This window comes from Homoserinibacter gongjuensis, assembly GCF_030161875.1.
In the GTDB taxonomy this organism is placed as follows: domain Bacteria; phylum Actinomycetota; class Actinomycetes; order Actinomycetales; family Microbacteriaceae; genus Homoserinibacter; species Homoserinibacter gongjuensis.
Map to the genome: position 1 here is coordinate 1,259,969 of NZ_BSVA01000001.1, position 16,351 is coordinate 1,276,319.

Genomic DNA, 16,351 nt, shown 5'->3' on the forward strand with positions numbered 1-16,351 from the left:
GTCGGGCGGTCGAACGTTAGCGTGTGGACCGGAGCTTTCCTTACCCGGGCTCCGACCTCTGCCGAACCCACGGCTCCCTCACCCGAAGAGGCCCCATGAACACGCCTGCCCTGCTTCGCCGTACCGTCGCTGCTCTGGGAGCTCTCGCCGTCGTGGCGTCCTCGCTGCTCGTGGCGTCGCCCGCCGTGGCCGCCGATGCCCCCGAGATCGTCATCACCGCCCCTGCCAACGGCACGGTGTTCGGCCCCACGGACTACATCGCCGTCCTGGGCTACGTCACCGACCCCTCGGTGCCCTACACGCTTTCTGTGAACGGCGGGATGCCGACACCGTTCCCCCTGTGGAGCGGCGACCAGATCAGTCTCGGGATGTCCAACCCCGGAGTCTCGAGGACGTACACCTTCGCGTTCAGCGGAGGGGGCACGAGCAGTTCGGTCACCTTCAGCGTCGACGGCGACGGCCCGGATGTCGTGATCACCTCCCCGGCGGAGAACGAGGCGGTGCGCGACTCCGTGTCGGTGGACTTCACGAGCGACGATGGCGTCTCGAGCTGGATCGCCGTCGACGACGACGGCGAGGTGCCCGTCGTCGGAGCGCCCCCGTACCTGGTCGACACCTCGGCGCTGTCATCCGGTTCGCATCAGCTGCGGGTGCGGTCGGTCGACTCCTTCGGGAACTCGACCACCGCCACGCGCAACTTCGTGATCGACCGCACCGGCCCCACCGTGGCCCTCACCATGCCGAGCGACGGCGCCTGGGTGAACCCGGAACTGCCGTTCACGATCATGGCCACCTCGGACGAGGCACTCATCCAGACGTGGGACCTTCGCGTCGACGGCGTGACCGTCGCGGGTGGGCCCGGCGGCACCCTGATCGGCTACGGCATGCCGGCGCCCACCTCGTGGACCAACAACTCGGTGCACACCATCACCGCCCAGTCCACGGATGCGCTCGGCAACGTCGGCGGGCTCGCGACCATCACCGTGCGGGCCGACAAGCGCCGCCCCGATGTGTCGATCGACGCGCCGACGGCCGCTCTCGGTCGCACGGGCACGATCACGGGCACCGCATCCGACACCGGTTCGGGCGTCGCGGATGTGACGGTCGACTTCCGCAAGCTGCGCGCCGACGACAGCTGCGGAGCAGTGCAGTTCAGCGGCACGGCGGTCGTCACGGGCGGCACCTGGTCGTTGAGCCTGCCCGGCTCGGCGGTGTCGGGTGCCTACTGCCTTCGCGCCACCGCGACCGATGGCGTGGGGAACACCCGCGTCGCGAGCGACCAGCCGGCGGTCGTCGTCGACATCACCGGCCCCGCGGTGCCGACGGGACTCACGCCGTCGGGTGAGCTCTGGGCGGTGCCCACGGCGATCGCGTGGGACGCGAACCCGGATGCCGTGTCGTACCGCTACCGTCTCGCCGCGACGGAGCTCGAACTCGACACCGCCGCTGTCTTCACCACCAGCGTCACTTCGGTGACTCCGGCCTTCGACCTCGCGGGCACCTGGTTCTGGCAGCTCCAGGCCGTCGACGCTCTCGGCAACGAGGGCGCCTGGTCGACGCCGCAAGCGGTCACGGTGCTCGGGGCGCCGGTGCTCGACGGCACGTGCTCGATGCTGTGCGGCATCGTCGGCGATGAACTCGACCTGTCCTGGACCTCGGTACCCGGAGCGATCGGCTATCGCGTGGTGGTGCGTTGGCCGGGCGAGGTCGGCGACCCGAGCGACAACATCTCGGAGCGCTACCTGCTCGGTGCCGCCACGAGTGCGACGATCGCGCTTCCCGACGATCTGCCGTCGGGCACGATCGTGGTGCAGGTGCGGGCCGTGCTCGATCACCGGGTCGAGGGCAGCAAGCAAGGCCCGTGGAGCGAGAAGCTGCGACTGCTGCACGTGGCCGCCCCGCAGACCCCCGCACTCATGACCCCCGCCGACGGCGCCTACGTCGACGGCGACGCCGTCGAGCTCGCCTGGAGCGACGACTCCGCGGTCTTCGCGTGGGAGGTGCGGCTCGCATCCGCTCCGACGCTCGGTTCCGACGGGGGCCTCGACACCGAGGTCGCCTCGCCGCTGCTCGACCCGATGGTGCTGCTGTTCGTCCTGGGCGGCTCGTCGGGCAGCATCCCGCGCGACGTCGACCTGGACGAGGTCGACGCGGTGCTGGACTGCGCCGCCTTCTGGGATTTCGCGGGCGTCGACCCGGAGGACGAACTGCCGATCGGGTGCGCGGACGGTTCCTTCACGATCCCCGAGACGCTTGCCGATGGGCACTACTACTGGCAGGTGCGCGGCTTCGGCATCAGCGCGCTCACCGGCGACACCGCCGGGCACTGGTCGACCGTGGGGCACTTCATCGTGGGCCAGGCGCCCGCGGGCCCCGGGCCAGGTAGCACCGTGCCGAGCTCGGGCACCGAGAGCGGATCGGGCTCGGGCATCGTGACGCCCGTGGGTGACCCCTCGCCTGACGAGCCCGAGTCGGAGGAGCCCCCGTGACGCAGCCGGATTCCGGCGACGCGTCGGGTGGGTCGGATGCCTCCGGTGCGGGTGATCCGGATGCCACGGGCGGCTCCGAGAATGCCTCGGCGGCTGGTGAGTTCCCGTTCGGTTGGCTGTTCGCGGGTCTCGGCGGGCTCGTCGTGCTGGCCGGAGCCGGAGTCTTCATCCGCTTCCTCGTCGTGCGGGGCCGCTGAGCCGGGCGGGGTAGTCTCGCTGTCATGCCCGACCGTCTGCCCGGCGACCCGCCTCCGAAGATCTCGACGAGCCGCATCATCATCTGGATCGTCGTGGCCGGGGTGGGCCTGTGGCTCATCGGCACGGGCATCGCGGGCATCATCGCGAAGGGCGGCTGATGGATCGCCGCACCTCGCGGCTCGTCATGTACGGCGGGCTCGTTCTGATGGTGGCGATCGTGGTGGTCGTCGTACTGTTCAGCCAGCGCTGAGCGGTATCCGCGTAGGCTGAGGGCATGCCCACCGACTTCTGGGGAAACGCGATCTTCTCGGTCGTGCCGACGATCGCGCTCGGGCTCGTGTTCTGGTTCGTGCTGCGCGCCATCGTGCGGGCCGACCGCACCGAGCGTCGCGTGTACGCCGAGCTCGAAGCCGAGGAGCGCGCCCGCCGCGCGTCGACCCGCGACGCCTCCGCGAACTCAGCTGGTTAGCGCCGCGCCGGACGCAGGCGCAGCTGGTTGAGGTGCGCCGCGCCGGAGGCGTGACGCGTCTCGAAACCAGCGTCACTGCCCAGCGTCACCCGGCCCCGCGGTTTCGAGACGCCGCTTCGCGGCTCCTCAACCACCCTTGCGTTCCCGCGGACGCAGCCGCACGTTCGGCAGCTCGGGCGCCGGCAGCGGGCCACCGTCGTACCCCGTGACGCGACCGAACCGCCCGCCCGGGTCGGCATCCGCGATCACCTCGTGCTGCCACTGCGCGCGCCAGGCGACGATCTCGTCGTGGCTGCGGCCCACGAAGTTCCACCACATGACGATGGGCTCCTCGAGCGGTACCCCGCCGATCACGAGCACGCGCAGCGGACCGTCCGTGGCCTCGATGCGCAGCGATGCGGCGCCCGTCGGCACGACACCGAGGTGATGCGCGGGGATGTCGACTCCCTGCAACCGCGCGGGCTCGTGGTCGACGATGAGGCCGTACTCGAACGCCGCATCGGCGGGCAGCTCGACGCTCGCGCCGGCCGGCAGCGCCAGCTCGGCCGCCACGAGGGGCGTGTACGCGGTGACGGGCGAGGTGACACCGAGCCACGACCCCACGAACACGCGCAGGGTGGCCTCGCCGAGCGTGGCGACATCCGCGACGTGGTGCTCGAAGAACGGCGCGACGCCGCGGTCGGCCTCTGGCAGTGCCGTCCACAGCTGCACGCCGTGCAGCGTCGCGGCGGCGGTCGTCGACACCTCGGAGTGCTGGATGCCGCGCCCCGCCGTCATGAGGTTCACCTGTCCGGGGTCGATGAGCTGGTGCGCGCCGGTGGAGTCGCGGTGCTCGATCTGACCCTCGTAGAGCCAGCTGACGGTCTGCAGCCCGGTGTGCGGATGCGGCGGCGTGTCCATGACGCCGGCGCGCGGTACCGGCGTGGGGCCGTAGGAGTCGACGAAGCACCACGCGCCGATGAGGCTGCGCGCCCGCTGCGGCAGGGTGCGGCGCACGAGCAGCGCCCGCGGCCCGCCGAGCGGCACCTCACGCGGGCCGAGCACCTCGACGCCCGCGGTATCCGGGGTGGTGACGGCCACCACCTCCTGCGGGTCGCGCTCGAGGTTGCTCATGTCAGGACCCTACGCGCCCGCGCGAGCCCGCGCATCAGACGCTCTCCGGGTGGGTTTCGGCGTCGGATGCGCGGTCTCGCGGCCCGAACGGGGGCGGGTGGGACGGGAGGGGGCTCGGTAGCGTGTCGCGGGTGAGGAGACGTCAGGGGCGGCGGATGGTCGCGGCAGTTGCGGGTGTTGCGGCGCTCGGCATGCTGCTCACCGGCTGCAGCTTCGCGGAGCAGTACCAGCAGGTCGTCGACGACATTTCCCACACGCAGCAACTGCAGGCCGACTTCGACAGGCTCGTGGGCGACATCCGGGAACAGGACGGCGTCGAGAGCGTCAGCGCCGATTCAGCGCTGGCGTTTGCGCCGCGCTCCGCGAGCATCGCCGTGCGCATGCGCGCTGAGAGTTCGCCCGCGCAATGGCGCGCGGTGGCCGACAGCGTGATGGTCGCTGCAGCGGCCGAGCTCGCCGAGGTCGAGTTCGAGGTCGCGCAGCAGACAGACGCCCTGCACCTCGAGTACCCGGCGGCTGTGGTTGCCGGCCTGGAGGTCGAGGCCGAGGTCGAGCTAGCGGCGCGGCTCGAGGAGGCCATCGGCCCGGGCCTCGAGGTGCATCTCATCCGTGCCGCACCCTCCTGGTCGCGCGTGATCGGCGCGATCGACCGCGCGGACACCTCGGTCACCCATGCACTCGTCGCCAATACGGATGCCGTGCGTGCCGCCGTCGCGAGCGCGCCCGAACTCACCACCCAGTGGCTGCTTCCGGGGCTCAGTTTCATGGGTGGGTTACCGCCGGACGCGGTGCTCGCGCTCGTCGGGCAATCCGATCTCGCGCTGCCGCCCAACATCCTGCCGGGTGATGACGACTCGGGGCTGGAGCTGCCGGATGAGGCGGTTTGGTTCGGCTACCACCTCAACGACGCGGCCGAATCGGTCGTCATCGGTGCCCTGTTCTCCCATGCGGACACGCCATCTGAGGCGGAAGGGTGGGCGCGCTTCCTGCAGCTCGTGAGTACGGCCGTTTCGACCGTCGACGGCGTGCTGATCGTCAATGTGCAGTGGGCGACGTCGGGTGGCATCGTCAGCCGGACGACGTGCGTTGACGGCATTCCTACTGCCACGGCGGGCGACGACGCGCTGCTCGATTCGCTCGCCTCCGGTGGTCTCGAAATCACGGGCATGATCGCGGGGTATTGCGCGACATGACTGGCAGACACGACGTACAACACGACGCGGCGCTCGCGGTGGCGACGGATGCGGCATCCGCGTTTCCGGGGTCACGGGTGGGGCTTCAGCCGTACGCCCCGGGTGTGGGTGAGGTCTGGGTGACGACGCCCGACCCTGCTGAGCGACTGCTGGATCGCCTCGCGGAGGATCCCGTGATTGTCGGGCTGGTGGACGCCGCAGCTGCCGCGAGCACGAACCTCGCGTTCGTCGCCCCGGGGCTCGAGCTGTGGGGCGTGCCGGCCGCCGAGGTCAGGTCGGCGTACTCCGGATGCGGGGGCGTCAAGAACACCTGCCACGTGGATCGCCCGGCAACCGCCACCCGCTCAGCCCAGCACGAGCAGGAGCCCGAGTTGGCGCGCCCCGGCTTCACTGCGCGGGCCGCGCGCGCACGCGAAGCACTTCCTGGATCCGGAAGGTGCGGATCGTCGACGCTTCCGTCGCAGCGAACCTCGACTCCGTGGCGGGGATGAAAGTGGGCTGGTCGACGAGGTAGCGGTGCCCGTCGTGGTGCAGTTCGGCGGATCCGGCGGCCTGCAGGTTCTTCACCCAATCGACGTCGCGCCCGTAGACGAGCGACACCTCGAAACCCCCGTCGACGGGGACGGCGCCGATAGGCGTGACACGTGCCGTTCCTGTGACGCGGCCGCGATGGTGCAGGAGCGCGCATGCGGCCCCCGCACGCCCCGCGCGCCGCAGCTGGATGCGATTGAGCCCATCACGATTGATCCGGCGGATGAGGTGGTTCGCCCACGGCACGCGCGCCCGCAGGCCGATGAAGAGCAGCGCGATGAACGCCCCGACGATCGCCACAAGCGCGGCGAGCACGACGAGCGCCGCGACCCATCCCGGGCTCATCGGGCGCGCCCGCCGCCCCTGAGGAGCATCCACACCGCGAGCCCCGCCTCGCCGACGATCGACGTGGCGCTCACGAGCACCACCGCGACCGCGAGGGCGGGGAGTCGGAGGGCAGCAGCAGGCGCGCCGCGCTGTCGAACGCGTAGCTCGCGCCGGCGAGGGCGACGATGCAGCCGATGAGCGTAGGCGTGGTCCGCGTGCGGATGACGAGCGCGCCGAGCAGGATCAAGTGCCCTCCGAAGACGAAGAGCCCGAGCTGCCACGTGGCGCTGAACGCGGTGGCCCCGGATGCGACGGATGCGTCGTCTGCTCCGGCGCGCGCGAGACTCAGCGCCGTCGCGAGCTGAGCCGCAGCCACGGCGAGCACCGCGGAGTAGGCCACCCGCATCCAGCCCGCGAGGCGTGCGAGCGGTCGGTCGGCGAAGAACTGGGTGATTCCCCACGCGGCGATGATGTCGAGCACGACGACGATGCCGAACGCGATGACGGCGAGGGCGACAGGCAGCGCACCCTCGAGTACGCGGTCGGTCATGCCCGCGACCTCCGTGCCGAGGCCGAGGGTGACGACGTTGCCGAACATGCCGAAGGGTGCCATGAGCAGGATCGCGGCCCCGGTCGTGCGCGCGACGCGGCGGGGGTCACCGCTCGCGACGGAGCGTCGGAGCGGGGCGGCGGATGTGGTGGTGGCGGGGGGCATGGGCAGCCTTTCGTGTTTACGGTGTAAACATGTTTACAGTGTAAGCATGGCAGCCCGCAAGCCCCTCTCGCGAGAGCGCATCCTGCGGGAGGCGATGGCCGTCGCCGACCGCGCGGGGTTGGCCGGCGTCACCATGCGCAGTGTCGCCGACGGGCTCGGGGTCGAGGCGATGGCCCTCTATCGGCATGTGTCGGGCAAGAACGACCTGCTCGACTCGCTCGTCGAGCTCATCGTCGCCGAGATCAACGAGGCGTGCGAGGCGCTTCCGGAGCCCGCCCCCGAGGAGGACTGGCGGAGCGTGCTGCGTCGCCGAATCCTCGCGGCGCGCGCGACGCTGCTGCGGCATCCGTGGGCCCCCGCGCTGCTCGGCAGTCACGGCACGATGGGCCCCGCGCTCATGCGCTACTTCGACGAGTTCGGGGCGATCATGCGGCGTGCCGGCTTCTCGGTCGACGCCGTGCACCACGCCCTGCACGCCTTCGGCAGCCGCGCGCTCGGATTCACGACCGAATTGTTTCAGCCCGGTGCTCCCGCCATCGAGGAGACCGAGGTGGATCCGGAGCAGGCACTCGCGGAGCTCGCCGCGTTCGCCGACAGCCTCCCGTTCCTCGCCGAGATGGCGGCGCACCTCCAGCATGACGCGGCGACGACGATCGGCTGGTGCGACGACCAGCGGGAGTTCGAGTTCGGGCTCGACGCGCTGCTCGACGGCCTCGAGGTGCGCCGCGCCGCTTCCCGCTGAGCGTCGCGCCTCACGAAACCGCGCATCCGACGCGCGAACTCCTGGGTTCGGCGTCGAATGCGCGGTCTCGCAGATCGAGGTAGGTCAGCGCAGCACGAGGAGGTCGCCCGGTTGGCACTCGAGGGCGTCGCAGATCGCGGTGAGGGTCGAGAAGCGGATGGCGCGGGCCCGGTCGTTCTTCAGTACCGAGAGGTTCACGAGGCTCACGCCCACGAGCTCTGAGAGCCGCGTCAGCGTCATGCCGCGCTCCTCGAGCAGCTCGTCGAGGCGGCAGTGGATGCGTCCCTCGTCGTCGGGTTCGGCGGGCGCCATCAGACGAGCCCCTCGGTGTCGCGCTGCAGACGCTCGCCCGCGCGGATGATGTAGGCCAGAACCCCGAGCACGATCGCGAGGCCGAGAAGGGTGAAGTTGGGCACGAAGGTGTAGGTGCCGACGCCCCACTCGAGGGGAAGCGACGCTCGATCGACGGTGGCCGGGTCCGCATCCTCGGGATATCGGAGGCCCGTGTAGAGCATGAGGTTGCGCACGAACTGCACGACGGTCGCACCGAGTGCGAGAACGACGGCGAGTGCTGCGGTCGAGCGCGACACCGCGGTGTCGAAGCGCACCCCGCGACGCACGCGCCAGGCGAGATCCGCGATGATCCACGCCATGCCGCTCACCACGAGGCATGCGAGCAGGAACGAGATGGCGTTCAGCAGACGGAGGCCGAGCGGAAGGCCGGACAGCAGACCCCGTTCGGGTTCGAAGATCCCCGCGCCGGGTGAGGCGACGGTGTCGCCCACGATCGAAACGATGAGGTAGGCGATCCCCACGACCATCGCGCCGACCGCGACGGCCAGCCCCGCGATCCGGATGCCGCCGAGCGCCACGAGGCGCGTCGCGCCCGCCGCACGTGCGGCCGTGATCACGCCCATCACACGAGCCCCTCGGCCTCTCGACGCAGGCGGTCGCCGACGGCGAAGACGGTGCCCGCGAGCGCCGCGACGAACGCGCCCAGCACGAAGGGGAAGAGGTCGACCGCCATGATGACGTTGTCGAAGGTGCCCTGGGAGAGCTGCGCGAAAGCGGCGTTGGCGCCCATGTTGCCGAAGAACGGCACCGCCGCGAAGCCGAGCACGCCGACGATGCCCGCCGTGCCGACGAGGCGCGTGTTGCGGCGGCTGAAGGTGCGGCCGCGCATGGCCGAGACGGTCACGAGGCCGAGGGTGGTCACGAGGGTCCAGATGGTCGCGACGACGGCGAGCTGCTGCAGCACGAGCGCCGCGACAGCGGCGCCGGGCAGGCTCGGCACGGTCAGCACGGCCCGATCCAGCTCGACCTCGATGAGCGCGCCGTCGGGGCCGATGGGGGCCTGCGCGAGGGTTCCGGTGAACTCGCCGAGCACCTCGACGTCGTGATTGCCGAGCACCTCGGCGATGCGGATGCCGGCGAACACGGCGGTGGTGACGGCGATGGCCGCACCAGCCGCCATGAGGATCCACATGCTCACCCGGTCGGCCCGCGAGAGGTGGGGTTCCAGCTGCACGCTGTTCTGCATCCGAGTGTCCTTCCTTATCGACTGTCGTTAACATAACGACTATCGATAACCCCTCGCAAGCCCCATCCGCGAGTAGTCGTATCGGGTGCCCTTCCGGGCCGGTATCGGCACCTGATACGACTACTCGCGATGAGGAGGAGAGCGGATGCGCCCACGGCGAACAGGGGCATGCGGGAGCGGGGGCGCTCGTTACCCTCGATGTATCGCTGCGGCAACCGTTGGTCGCGGCGTCAAGGAGTTGAAATGTTCGAGCGCTTTACCGACCGAGCCCGTCGCGTGGTCGTCCTCGCCCAGGAAGAGGCGAAGATGCTCAACCACAACTACATCGGCACCGAGCACATCCTGCTCGGCCTCATCCACGAGGGTGAGGGCGTTGCCGCCAAGGCGCTCGAGTCTCTCGGCATCTCGCTCGACGCGGTGCGCGAGCAGGTGCAGGACATCATCGGCCAGGGCCAGCAGCAGCCGACCGGCCACATCCCGTTCACCCCGCGTGCCAAGAAGGTGCTCGAGCTGAGCCTGCGCGAGGCGTTGCAGCTCGGCCACAGCTACATCGGCACCGAGCACATCCTGCTGGGCCTCATCCGCGAGGGTGAGGGCGTCGCCGCCCAGGTGCTCGTGAAGCTCGGCGCCGACCTGAACCGCGTGCGTCAGCAGGTCATCCAGCTGCTCTCGGGTTACCAGGGCAAGGAGCAGGTCGCCGTCGGCGGCAACGAGCAGGCCGCCACCGACAAGGGCAGCCAGATCCTCGACCAGTTCGGCCGCAACCTCACCCAGGCCGCGCGCGAGGGCAAGCTCGACCCGGTGATCGGGCGCGAGAAGGAGATGGAGCGCGTCATGCAGATCCTCTCCCGCCGCACCAAGAACAACCCCGTGCTGATCGGCGAGCCCGGCGTCGGCAAGACCGCCGTCGTGGAGGGCCTCGCCCAGGCGATCGTGCGCGGAGACGTGCCCGAGACCCTCAAGGACAAGCAGCTCTACACGCTCGACCTCGGCAGCCTCATCGCCGGCTCCCGGTACCGCGGAGACTTCGAGGAGCGCCTCAAGAAGGTCACCAAGGAGATCCGCACGCGCGGCGACATCATCACCTTCATCGACGAGATCCACACGCTCGTCGGCGCGGGCGCTGCCGAGGGTGCGATCGACGCGGCCAACATCCTGAAGCCGCTGCTCGCCCGCGGCGAGCTGCAGACGATCGGTGCCACGACGCTCGACGAGTACCGCAAGCACTTCGAGAAGGATGCCGCGCTCGAGCGCCGCTTCCAGCCCGTGCAGGTGGCCGAGCCGAGCCTGCCCATGACGATCAACATCCTCAAGGGCCTGCGCGACAAGTACGAGGCGTTCCACAAGGTGTCGATCACGGATGGCGCGATCGTCTCGGCCGCGAACCTCGCCGACCGCTACGTGCAGGACCGCTTCCTGCCCGACAAGGCGATCGACCTGATCGACGAGGCGGGCGCGCGACTGCGGCTCTCGATCCTCTCGGCCCCGCCGGAGTTGCGTGAGTTCGACGACAAGATCGCCGCCGTGCGCGCCGAGAAGGAGGGCGCGATCGAGGATCAGGACTTCGAGCTCGCCGCGACCAAGCGCGACGAGGAGAAGCGCCTGCTCGGCGAGCGTCTGCGCCTCGAGAAGCAGTGGCGATCGGGCGACGTGGCCGCATCCGGCACCGTCGACGAGGGCGTCATCGCCGAGGTGCTCGCGAACGCGACCGGCATCCCGGTGTTCAAGCTCACCGAGGAGGAGTCGGCACGCCTCATCTTCATGGAGGACGCGCTGCACCAGCGGGTGGTCGGCCAGCACGAGGCCATCTCGGTGCTCGCCAAGACGATCCGCCGCACGCGCGCCGGCCTCAAGGACCCGAAGCGTCCGTCGGGCTCGTTCATCTTCGCCGGCCCCACCGGTGTCGGTAAGACCGAGCTCGCCAAGGCGCTCGCGGAGTTCCTGTTCGACGACGAGGATGCGCTCATCGCGCTCGACATGTCGGAGTACGGCGAGAAGCACACCGTCTCGCGGCTGTTCGGTGCCCCTCCCGGCTTCGTCGGCTTCGAGGAGGGCGGCCAGCTCACCGAGAAGGTGCGCCGCAAGCCGTTCAGCGTCGTGCTCTTCGACGAGATCGAGAAGGCGCACCCCGACATCTTCAACTCGCTGTTGCAGATCCTCGAAGAGGGCGTCTGACCGATGGCCAGGGCCGCGTGATCGACTTCAAGAACACGGTCATCATCATGACGACCAACCTCGGTACCAAGGACATCACCGGTGGCCCCGTGGGCTTCACGCTCGAGGGCAACACCGAGAACTCCTACCGGGCGATGCGCGCGAAGGTGGTCGAGGAGCTCAAGAAGCACTTCAAGCCCGAATTCCTCAACCGCGTCGACGAGACGATCGTGTTCCCGCAGCTCTCGCAGGAGGAGCTCGGCCAGATCGTCGAGCTGTTCATCAAGCGCCTGAGCGAGCGTCTGCTCGACCGTGACATGACGATCGAGATCACGGATGCCGCCAAGGGCCGCCTGATCGAGCTCGGCTGGGAGCCCACCCTCGGTGCGCGCCCGCTGCGCCGCGCGGTGCAACACGAGATCGAGGACAAGCTCTCCGAGGAGATCCTGCACGGACGCCTCGACGCGGGAGACCACGTGCACGTCGACCTGGTGGACGGCGAGTTCGTGTTCACCACCGGGCGTCAGCCGGGCCGCGAGCTTCCTGCGGGGGTGGGTGCGGCATCCGCGCCTGTCGACGCGGGCGACGCCGAAGCGGTCTAGGCACGCGAACGGGCGGGGCGGGAGTCGTGAGACTCGCGCCCCGTTTCCGTGCGTGCGGGTAGCGTCGGGACATGACCGCTTCCGCTGCCGTCCCCGCGTTCGCTCTCTCGCTCGGCCTCGCGGGGAGCGTTCCCGCCGAGGTGGTGCGGCAGGCGGCGCGCGCGGCCGAGCAGGCGGGGCTGCACGCGCTCTGGCTCAACGACACCCCGGCAGGTGATGCGCTCGCGGGGCTCGCGGCCGCTGCGGAGGTCACGACGACGCTGCGCCTCGCGACGGGCGTGATCCCCTCGATCGGCGCCCCGCCGCCGAGATCGCATCGAGCATCGCGCAGCTCGATCTGCCGCTGGATCGCCTCGTGCTGGGGGTCGGATCGGGTGCTGCGCGCCGCCCGCTGGGTCTCGTCGCCGAGGGCGTGGCCGAGTTGCAGGCGCGGCTCGACGTGCCGATCGTGCTGGGCGCCCTCGGGCCCGCGATGCGGCGCCTCGGTGCCGAGCGAGCCGACGGGCTGCTGCTGAGCTGGCTGACGCCGGCCACCGCATCCGCCGCCCGCCATGAGGCCGTCGCGGATGCGGCTGCCGCCGGTCGTGCGGCCCCGCGCGTCGTGCTCTACGCGCGTGCGATCACGGAACCGGGTGCGCTCGAGGCACTCCAGCAGGAGTCCGCGCGCTATGCGGGCTACCCGAACTATGCGGCGAACTTCGCGCGGATCGGCCACGGGGCCCTCGACGCGACGATCCGCGGCGTCGACCACGCAACCCTCGCATACGGTATCGCGGGCTACGTGGGCGCGGTCGACGAACTCGTGCTGCGGGCGATCACGGTCGACGACTCGGCTCACGCGGTGCGCCGGTTCATCGACACCGTCGTCGGATGAGCACGGGGCTATCAGCGGGGGCGGGGCTACCGCTAACCTGACAACGTCTCGGCGCCCTCCGAGTTCACCCGAATCCACCCGAACCCACCCGATCGGAGACGCCATGCGTCGCGCCCGTACCCTGCCTCTCGCTCTCGCGGGCGGAGTCGCCCTCGCCCTCGTGGCGACGTCACCGGCCGCGGCCGCAAGCGTCACGTGGGTCTCACCGACAGATTCATGGTGGTCGGTCGGCGGCCCGTGGAGCGGCGGCGCCATCGCCGCGACGGGTGACGATGTGACGTTCGCGGGCGGCGACCGCTCCACCTACAACCTCGGCAACGTGACGTTCTCCTCGTTCCACTTCACCAATGCGCACACGATCGCCAACGGCGGTGGTGCGATCGGCCTCACGAACGGCCTCACCGTCGACGCGGGTGCACCGGTGACCATCCAGCCCGGAGTCACCACCTCGGGTGACCAGAGCTGGGCGGTGGCGACCGGTGCCGCGCTCACGCTCCCCTCGCAGGTGAACGTCGACCCGGCATCCACTCTCACCCTGCAGGTCGACGGCGTGATCGAGGTGACTACCGGCAACCTCGACGGTGCTGCCGCCGCATGCATCGTCAAGACGGGTGCCGGCGTATTGCGCTTCGCGGGCGGTGGTGGCGGCGTGGGATCGTGCGGTGCCGAGCCCGAGGGTCTGCGCGTGGAGGCCGGCGAGGTGCAGATCACGCCGGGCGCGAATCTGGGCGGCAAGTCGTTCCGTGTCGCGGGCGGCACCTTCACCGGCGGCGCGCTGGGCGCGGCCTCCGTCGTGCGGCAGCTCAACCTCGGCACGGGCACCGTGAGCCCGGGCGTCGCAGGAACCGACATCGGCGCCATCGACCTGTGGGGCACCTCGACCTGGACCGGCGGCAGCTACATGGTCGACTGGAACCCGGCCACCGGCGACGCCGACCTCGTGCGTGGCGTCGGCCAGGCGGTTTCGGTGGTCGACACCGTGCTCGAGCTGCGCCTTGCGTCCGCCGCGGCCGTCGGAGACGCCGTGACCGTGCTCAGTTCGGATGTCGCGGTCACCGGCGCCTTCCGCTCGCCGGCGGGCGCGGTGCTCGCCGACGGCGACGAGTTCGTCTCGGGTGGTCAGCGCTACGAGATCGGCTACACGGGCACCGCCGTGAACGTCACCTGGCTCGGCGCGGTGCCTGTGGCCCCCGCGCCCGCCCCGGCCGCCGACCCGACGCTCGCCGAGACGGGTGTCACGCCCGGCACCGGCCTCGCCGCGGCTGCCGCCGTGCTCGCGCTCGTGGGCGGCGTGCTGCTGGTGCGCCGTCGGCGCGCGACCGCCCGCCTCTGACCCGAGCGGGATCCACCCGACCGCACCCCCGAACGGGGGTCGCTAGGGTCGAAGGCATGAACCACCACCGACTGCTCGTGCTTCCCGCGGTCGCGGCGCTCGCATTCGCCCTCACCGCGTGCGGCGGGCTCCCGTTCCCTCTGCCCGGCGGCGCCACGCCGTCGCCCGCCGTCCCCGCGGTCGATCCGCAGGCGGTCGACGTGCAGGCCGCCGAGGACCTCATGCGTGAGGCGCTGCCGGTGGCGCCGGCCGACTTCGATGTCGAGAACAGCGAGGGTCTCGGCGAGCAGACCTTCGCCTCCGACTGGTCGGTCGTCGATCACGACGCCCGTCGGGTCGCGCGGGTGCTGCGCACCTCGGAGAGCCCCGGCTGGGCCGATTACAGCCGCGGTCCCGGCTATGTGTTCGACGTCGAGATCGTGCTCATGGAGAGCACGGATGCTGCGGGCGCCGCGTACAACGAGATCGCCTCCGCCGTCGCGCAGCCCTACGAGTACACCTCCGACGACGAGACCCTGCGCACCGAGTACGCGCCGCTGCCGGAGCCGAGTGGACGCTGGCCGTTCGGCACCGTGGAGCAGGCGACGGAGCAGACCTGGTCGACCGGGGAACGCGCATCCGGGTGGATCGTGTACTACCTCGCCGGCCCGTTCATCCTCACGGTGCGCGCCTCGGCCATTCCGGGCAACGACTCGGAGGGCGCGCTCGCGGAGTATGCCGATTCGGTCGTGCCGGGTCTCGCGGTGGCGGTCGACGCCCTGCCGGCGAAGCTCGCCGACGCCCAGGGGTGAGGGCGGTCGCCCTAGGCTGATCAGGTGACCAGCTCCTTCCGGGTGCGCCACGCGCGCACGCCCGACGTCCGCGGAATGCTCGAGATCATCGACCCCTACGTCGAGCGACGCATCCTGCTGGGCAAGGAGCGCGTGACGCTGTTCGAAGACATCCAGGAGTTCCGGGTGGCCGAGACGCCCGACGGCGAGCTCATCGGCTGCGGCGCGCTGCACGTGATCTGGGAGGACCTCGGCGAGATCCGCACGATCGCGGTCGCCGAGCCCTGGCTGCGCAAGGGCGTCGGGCATGCACTGCTCGAGCAGCTCGAGAGCGACGCTGCCGACCTCGGGCTCAGCCGACTGTTCTGCCTCACCTTCGAGACCGACTTCTTCGGCGGCCACGGCTTCGCCCCGATCGGCGAGCAGCTCGTCGACCCCGAGGTCTACGCCGAGCTCGTGCGCTCCCCCGACGACGGCGTGGCCGAGTTTCTCGACCTCGCGCGCGTCAAGCAGAACACCCTCGGCAACACCCGGATGCTGAAGCAGCTGTAGCGGGCCGCGGCACCTCCGAATCCCCCGGGAGTCCGCGCCATGCCGCGTGCGCATCCGGGTTCCCCGCGGGCCCGGGCCTACCCTGGCGGCATGACGAGCCAGCAGCCGGGTCGCCTGCCTGCGTCGGTGTACCGACGTCGGCGTCTGGTCGTGGGTCTCGGGGTGCTGGCCGTGGTCGTCGTGATCGTGCTGCTCATCGTGCGACCCGGAGCAGGAGCGGGCGAGAACCCGAAGGGCGCCGACGCCTCGAAGTCTCCCGATCCGAGCGCGAGCGAGACCGCGAAGTCCGACGGCAGCACGCCGTGCGACCCCGCCGCGATCCAGCTGACGCCGGTGACCGACAAGGAGAGTTACCAGCCCGGCGAGACCCCGATGATCTCGATGACGATCAAGAACGCGGGTGCCGCCGCGTGCACCTTCGACGTCGGCACCGCGGCCCAGCTCTACGCGATCGTGAGCGGCTCCGACCCGATCTGGAACTCGCGGGACTGCCAGAGCGACCCGCAGCCGCTCGAGCAGGTGCTCGAACCCGGGATCGAGCTCACCACGACCCCGTTCGCGTGGGACCGCACCCGCTCATCCGCCGACACGTGCGAGGCGGATCGGCCGCAGGTGACGGCAGGCGGCGCCACCTACCGCCTGTCGGTCTCGCTCGGCGAGGCGACGTCGGCGAGCGACGTGGCGTTCCTGCTGTTCTGAGTCTTCTTGCGCGGCGGTAATCCGCCGGGCTGCGCCGTTGTCGGTCACGA

The 16,351-nt window shown here is 70.6% G+C and carries 19 protein-coding genes and 1 pseudogene; 13 read left to right on the forward strand and 7 right to left on the reverse strand.

From position 1 onward, the window contains the following. Positions 1-95 precede the first annotated feature (95 nt). The 4 genes from QQK29_RS06825 to QQK29_RS06840 all read left to right on the forward strand — a co-directional run bounded on the left by QQK29_RS06825 (position 96) and on the right by QQK29_RS06840 (position 3,156). The gene (locus QQK29_RS06825) at positions 96-2,489 is read left to right on the forward strand and encodes a hypothetical protein (RefSeq protein ID WP_284298923.1); all 2,394 of its coding nucleotides are present in this window, start codon (positions 96-98) and stop codon (positions 2,487-2,489) included. Next, the gene (locus QQK29_RS06830) at positions 2,486-2,686 is read left to right on the forward strand and encodes a hypothetical protein (protein ID WP_284298925.1); all 201 of its coding nucleotides are present in this window, start codon (positions 2,486-2,488) and stop codon (positions 2,684-2,686) included. Before QQK29_RS06825 ends, QQK29_RS06830 begins: the two co-directional genes overlap by 4 nt. A 24-nt stretch (positions 2,687-2,710) precedes the next feature. Then, positions 2,711-2,845: a hypothetical protein gene (locus tag QQK29_RS06835; RefSeq protein ID WP_284298927.1), complete on the forward strand. Its 135-nt coding sequence runs from the start codon at positions 2,711-2,713 to the stop codon at positions 2,843-2,845. A 116-nt stretch (positions 2,846-2,961) separates the two neighbouring features. After that, positions 2,962-3,156 (forward strand): hypothetical protein, encoded by a 195-nt coding sequence (locus QQK29_RS06840; protein ID WP_284298929.1) that lies wholly within the window; start codon positions 2,962-2,964, stop codon positions 3,154-3,156. Between the two features lie 126 nt (positions 3,157-3,282). Here QQK29_RS06840 and QQK29_RS06845 read toward each other — a convergent pair whose 3' ends face one another. After that, positions 3,283-4,269, reverse strand: coding sequence for a pirin family protein (locus QQK29_RS06845; RefSeq protein ID WP_284298931.1), 987 nt, complete (start codon positions 4,267-4,269; stop codon positions 3,283-3,285). Positions 4,270-4,460: 191 nt separating this feature from the next. On the opposite strand from QQK29_RS06845, the gene QQK29_RS06850 reads away from it, so the two are divergent. Beyond that, entirely contained in the window at positions 4,461-5,462 is a 1,002-nt protein-coding gene (locus QQK29_RS06850; protein ID WP_284298934.1) for a hypothetical protein, read from the forward strand. Between the two features lie 85 nt (positions 5,463-5,547). On the opposite strand, the gene QQK29_RS06855 is transcribed toward QQK29_RS06850, so the two are convergent. The 3 genes from QQK29_RS06855 to QQK29_RS06865 form a co-directional block, all read right to left on the reverse strand. Then, positions 5,548-5,802: a hypothetical protein gene (locus tag QQK29_RS06855; protein ID WP_284298936.1), complete on the reverse strand. Its 255-nt coding sequence runs from the start codon at positions 5,800-5,802 to the stop codon at positions 5,548-5,550. Positions 5,803-5,849: 47 nt separating this feature from the next. Next, complete coding sequence (locus QQK29_RS06860; protein ID WP_284298938.1) at positions 5,850-6,338, reverse strand: nitroreductase/quinone reductase family protein; 489 nt, start codon at positions 6,336-6,338, stop codon at positions 5,850-5,852. 70 nt (positions 6,339-6,408) lie between these two features. Continuing rightward, positions 6,409-7,035 (reverse strand): DUF4386 domain-containing protein, encoded by a 627-nt coding sequence (locus tag QQK29_RS06865; protein ID WP_284298940.1) that lies wholly within the window; start codon positions 7,033-7,035, stop codon positions 6,409-6,411. 46 nt (positions 7,036-7,081) lie between these two features. On the opposite strand from QQK29_RS06865, the gene QQK29_RS06870 reads away from it, so the two are divergent. Further along, a complete protein-coding gene (locus QQK29_RS06870; RefSeq protein ID WP_284298942.1) occupies positions 7,082-7,777 on the forward strand; it encodes a TetR/AcrR family transcriptional regulator C-terminal domain-containing protein in 696 nt (231 codons plus the stop codon). 84 nt (positions 7,778-7,861) lie between these two features. Here the strand turns inward: QQK29_RS06870 and QQK29_RS06875 are convergent, their stop codons facing one another. From QQK29_RS06875 to QQK29_RS06885, 3 genes are read right to left on the reverse strand one after another with little or no spacing between them, the layout of a single operon-like run. Then, the gene (locus QQK29_RS06875) at positions 7,862-8,089 is read right to left on the reverse strand and encodes a helix-turn-helix domain-containing protein (RefSeq protein ID WP_284298944.1); all 228 of its coding nucleotides are present in this window, start codon (positions 8,087-8,089) and stop codon (positions 7,862-7,864) included. Beyond that, positions 8,089-8,694, reverse strand: coding sequence for a hypothetical protein (locus tag QQK29_RS06880; RefSeq protein WP_284298946.1), 606 nt, complete (start codon positions 8,692-8,694; stop codon positions 8,089-8,091). Before QQK29_RS06880 ends, QQK29_RS06875 begins: the two co-directional genes overlap by 1 nt. Further along, the gene (locus QQK29_RS06885; RefSeq protein ID WP_284298948.1) at positions 8,694-9,317 is read right to left on the reverse strand and encodes a hypothetical protein; all 624 of its coding nucleotides are present in this window, start codon (positions 9,315-9,317) and stop codon (positions 8,694-8,696) included. The genes QQK29_RS06880 and QQK29_RS06885 overlap by 1 nt, the downstream gene beginning before the upstream one ends. Positions 9,318-9,560: 243 nt before the next feature. Here QQK29_RS06885 and QQK29_RS06890 point away from each other — a divergent pair. The 7 genes and pseudogenes from QQK29_RS06890 (at position 9,561) to QQK29_RS06920 (ending at position 16,301) form a co-directional block, all read left to right on the forward strand. After that, positions 9,561-12,073, forward strand: a pseudogene (locus QQK29_RS06890) (ATP-dependent Clp protease ATP-binding subunit). Between the two features lie 71 nt (positions 12,074-12,144). After that, positions 12,145-12,588 (forward strand): LLM class flavin-dependent oxidoreductase, encoded by a 444-nt coding sequence (locus QQK29_RS06895; RefSeq protein WP_284298950.1) that lies wholly within the window; start codon positions 12,145-12,147, stop codon positions 12,586-12,588. After that, a complete protein-coding gene (locus QQK29_RS06900; protein ID WP_284298952.1) occupies positions 12,486-12,947 on the forward strand; it encodes an LLM class flavin-dependent oxidoreductase in 462 nt (153 codons plus the stop codon). The genes QQK29_RS06895 and QQK29_RS06900 overlap by 103 nt, the downstream gene beginning before the upstream one ends. A gap of 103 nt (positions 12,948-13,050) precedes the next feature. Next, a complete protein-coding gene (locus tag QQK29_RS06905) occupies positions 13,051-14,280 on the forward strand; it encodes an LPXTG cell wall anchor domain-containing protein (protein ID WP_284298954.1) in 1,230 nt (409 codons plus the stop codon). Between the two features lie 56 nt (positions 14,281-14,336). Beyond that, positions 14,337-15,071 (forward strand): hypothetical protein, encoded by a 735-nt coding sequence (locus QQK29_RS06910; protein WP_284298956.1) that lies wholly within the window; start codon positions 14,337-14,339, stop codon positions 15,069-15,071. 24 nt (positions 15,072-15,095) lie between these two features. Then, the gene (locus tag QQK29_RS06915) at positions 15,096-15,602 is read left to right on the forward strand and encodes an amino-acid N-acetyltransferase (RefSeq protein WP_284298958.1); all 507 of its coding nucleotides are present in this window, start codon (positions 15,096-15,098) and stop codon (positions 15,600-15,602) included. A gap of 90 nt (positions 15,603-15,692) precedes the next feature. Beyond that, positions 15,693-16,301 carry a hypothetical protein gene (locus QQK29_RS06920; protein WP_284298960.1) on the forward strand — a complete coding sequence of 203 codons (609 nt, stop codon included), beginning with the start codon at positions 15,693-15,695 and terminating at the stop codon, positions 16,299-16,301. Positions 16,302-16,351 lie beyond the last annotated feature (50 nt).

Bases quoted from the DNA above. Each gene is read 5' to 3' on its own strand.
- QQK29_RS06825 (WP_284298923.1), top strand. From the start codon at position 96: ATGAACACGCCTGCCCTGCTTCGCCGTACCGTCGCTGCTCTGGGAGCT.
- QQK29_RS06835 (WP_284298927.1), top strand. From the start codon at position 2,711: ATGCCCGACCGTCTGCCCGGCGACCCGCCTCCGAAGATCTCGACGAGC.
- QQK29_RS06840 (WP_284298929.1), top strand. From the start codon at position 2,962: ATGCCCACCGACTTCTGGGGAAACGCGATCTTCTCGGTCGTGCCGACG.
- QQK29_RS06845 (WP_284298931.1), bottom strand. From the start codon at position 4,269: ATGAGCAACCTCGAGCGCGACCCGCAGGAGGTGGTGGCCGTCACCACC.
- QQK29_RS06850 (WP_284298934.1), top strand. From the start codon at position 4,461: ATGCTGCTCACCGGCTGCAGCTTCGCGGAGCAGTACCAGCAGGTCGTC.
- QQK29_RS06860 (WP_284298938.1), bottom strand. From the start codon at position 6,338: ATGAGCCCGGGATGGGTCGCGGCGCTCGTCGTGCTCGCCGCGCTTGTG.
- QQK29_RS06865 (WP_284298940.1), bottom strand. From the start codon at position 7,035: ATGCCCCCCGCCACCACCACATCCGCCGCCCCGCTCCGACGCTCCGTC.
- QQK29_RS06870 (WP_284298942.1), top strand. From the start codon at position 7,082: ATGGCAGCCCGCAAGCCCCTCTCGCGAGAGCGCATCCTGCGGGAGGCG.
- QQK29_RS06875 (WP_284298944.1), bottom strand. From the start codon at position 8,089: ATGGCGCCCGCCGAACCCGACGACGAGGGACGCATCCACTGCCGCCTC.
- QQK29_RS06880 (WP_284298946.1), bottom strand. From the start codon at position 8,694: ATGGGCGTGATCACGGCCGCACGTGCGGCGGGCGCGACGCGCCTCGTG.
- QQK29_RS06885 (WP_284298948.1), bottom strand. From the start codon at position 9,317: ATGCAGAACAGCGTGCAGCTGGAACCCCACCTCTCGCGGGCCGACCGG.
- QQK29_RS06895 (WP_284298950.1), top strand. From the start codon at position 12,145: ATGACCGCTTCCGCTGCCGTCCCCGCGTTCGCTCTCTCGCTCGGCCTC.
- QQK29_RS06905 (WP_284298954.1), top strand. From the start codon at position 13,051: ATGCGTCGCGCCCGTACCCTGCCTCTCGCTCTCGCGGGCGGAGTCGCC.
- QQK29_RS06910 (WP_284298956.1), top strand. From the start codon at position 14,337: ATGAACCACCACCGACTGCTCGTGCTTCCCGCGGTCGCGGCGCTCGCA.
- QQK29_RS06920 (WP_284298960.1), top strand. From the start codon at position 15,693: ATGACGAGCCAGCAGCCGGGTCGCCTGCCTGCGTCGGTGTACCGACGT.